Here is a 2,481-nt window from a genome sequence, read left to right on the forward strand (position 1 = left end):
CCCGCGGCCAGCAGCGGCGCGAGGGCGAGCGTGGTCGCGGTCGGATAACACCCTGGTGCAGCAACCCGGGTGCTGGAACGGACGGCAGCCCGAGCGCCGGGCAGTTCCGGCATCCCGTACGTCCAAACACCCGCGTGTTCGCCGCCGTAGGCCCGGCGCCAGGCGTCGGCGTCGGCGAGTCGGTGGTCCGCTCCCAGGTCGACGACCCGGACGCCGGCCGGCAGCGTCTGGGCGACGGCGCCCGACGCGCCGTGCGGGAGCGCGAGGAAGACGATGTCGACGTCGATCCCGGCAAGGGCCGAGGTGTCGAGGAAGACCCGGCCGGCGAGATCGGGAAGGTGCGGGTGGATGTCGGTGACGTCCAGACCGGCCGACGAACCCGCCGCCAGTGGACCGATCTCGATGTCTGGATGCCCGAGCAGCAGACGGAGCAGCTCCCCACCTGCGTAGCCACTTGCCCCGGCAACCGCGGCTGTCATCCCCATGACTGAAAACTTATACACACACCATCATGGTCATGCAAGAGCCCGATGGACATCCTCGGGTCACAAATCGTTCTTAACATCTATAAATAGCCGCAAAAGATGTGAATCCGGTGCTGCCCCACCAACAGCACATTCACATCGTTGCGGCGGGCGGGAGGCTCCACGCGAAACGGATGGTCGGTCAGGCCTTCAGCGCAGTGGCAACCGCCTCGGCCAGTGTCGTGGTCGGGCGGCCGATGAGCCGGCCCAGGTCACCGCTGTCGGTGAACAGCTCGCCCCTCCCGATACCCAGGTCGGAGTCGGCCAGGAGACCCGCGAATGCCTCGGGCAGGCCCACACCAACCAGCACCTTGGTGTATTCCTCGGCCGGCAGGTCGGCGTAGGCAACCGGCTTGCCCGACTGGGCTGCAACCTCGGCGGCCAGCTCTGCCATGGTGAACGGCTGGTCGCCACCCAGTTCGTACACCGTGCCGGCGTGGTCCGCACCGGTCAGCACGGCCGCCGCGGCGGCGGCGAAGTCTGCACGGGTAGCCGCGGAGATGCGACCCTCGCCGGCCGCACCCAGGATCGCGCCGTGCTCGAAGGCCGGCGCGAGGTTCTCGGTGTAGTTCTCGATGTACCAGCCGTTGCGCAGCAGGACGTGCGCCAGGCCGGAGGCGCCGATGATGTCCTCGGTGGCCTTGTGCTCGGCGGCCAGCGCAAGACCGGATGTCTGCGCGGACAGCACGCTGGTATAGGCGAGCAGGGAAACTCCTGCCTGGACGGCGGCGTCCACCACGTTCTGGTGCTGTGCCACCCGCTGGCCGACCTCGCTGGAGGAGACCAGTAGCACCTTGTCGGTGCCGGCGAACGCGGTGGCCAGCGTCTCGGGCTTGGTGTAGTCCGCCTCGCGTACCTGCACGCCGCGCTCGGCCAGATCCGCGGCCTTGTGCGGGCTGCGGACGGCGGCGACGATCTCATCGGCGGGCACGCCGCTCCTGAGCAGCTCCTCCACGACGAGCCGGCCGAGGTGTCCGGTGGCGCCGGTAACAGTGATCATAAGTGCTCCCTGGGTTCGTCAGAGTTGGACTGCAGGTACTCCCAACAGAATGTACTAACTTTTCGGAAGCACCAACGACCAGTGGGTACGGTTACATTCCCCGGTACGGTGTACGACGGTACAGTGGTTCAATGGCCAGGATGATCCCGACGGCCACCCCCGTCGACCCCGCGGACCCCGTCGACTCCGTCGACCCCACGGACCCCACGGACCCCACGGACAACCTGGTCGCCGACGTCTTCGCCCGCGCCTGCCCGTCCCGCCGGACCCTGGAGAACATCACCGGCAAATGGGGCGTTCTCGCCCTGATCGCGCTGACCGAGGACACCTACCGGTTCAACGCGTTGCGCCGCCGCGTCGACGGAATCAGCGAGAAGATGCTCGCCCAGACTCTGCACGCACTCGAACGCGACGGCCTGGTCCGCCGCGAAGTCCAGACCAGCATCCCGCCGCATGTGGAGTACAGCCTGACCCCGCTGGGCAGCCGCGTCGCGACGAAACTCCGCGACCTGATCGACCTGGTCGAGGCCGAGATGCCCACCGTCATCGCTGCTCAGGAAGACTACGACCGGTCCAGGTAGCCAGGCCACCGCCCTGGCCCGTAGCCGTCCCGGAACGCATGGCGGGCTCGAACGCGGGTGCTCGGCCGCCGTCGCGCCTGACCGGTCTACACCAGACCGTCGCGACCTCCGATCGGATGATCTCCGATCGGATTCAGTCAGCTACGCAGAGTTGCTCCAGTCACCCGGGCAGCCTCGGCGACCGCCGCGTCCCGCGCCGCGTTCGCATCGTCGGCCGTGAGCGTACGGTCCCCGGCCCGCAGCCGTAGGCCGAAGGCGAGCGACCGTTTTCCGCCGCCGATCTGGGACCCTTCGTAGACGTCGAACAGCGTCAGCGCCTCCAGCAGATCACCGGCGCCCGACCGCAACGCCTCGGTGACCCGGGCGACGGTGACAA

Annotated in this window: 3 protein-coding genes and 1 pseudogene; 1 reads left to right on the top strand and 3 read right to left on the bottom strand. The window is 68.3% G+C overall.

The genetic code is table 11. The features are described 5' to 3' along the window. Positions 1-485: pseudogene (locus tag U9977_RS25570) on the bottom strand (N-acetyl-gamma-glutamyl-phosphate reductase); the annotation flags it as partial. A 181-nt stretch (positions 486-666) separates the two neighbouring features. Further along, positions 667-1,524 carry an SDR family oxidoreductase gene (locus U9977_RS25575; RefSeq protein ID WP_322751838.1) on the bottom strand — a complete coding sequence of 286 codons (858 nt, stop codon included), beginning with the start codon at positions 1,522-1,524 and terminating at the stop codon, positions 667-669. Positions 1,525-1,655: 131 nt separating this feature from the next. On the opposite strand from U9977_RS25575, the gene U9977_RS25580 reads away from it, so the two are divergent. Next, a complete protein-coding gene (locus U9977_RS25580; protein WP_322751839.1) occupies positions 1,656-2,105 on the top strand; it encodes a helix-turn-helix domain-containing protein in 450 nt (149 codons plus the stop codon). Positions 2,106-2,242: 137 nt separating this feature from the next. Here U9977_RS25580 and U9977_RS25585 read toward each other — a convergent pair. Beyond that, positions 2,243-2,481 (bottom strand): hypothetical protein (locus tag U9977_RS25585; RefSeq protein ID WP_322751840.1); only part of this gene is annotated, 239 nt, incomplete at its 5' end.

Source organism: Protofrankia sp. Cas8 (assembly GCF_963555845.1).
GTDB lineage: Bacteria > Actinomycetota > Actinomycetes > Frankiales > Frankiaceae > Protofrankia.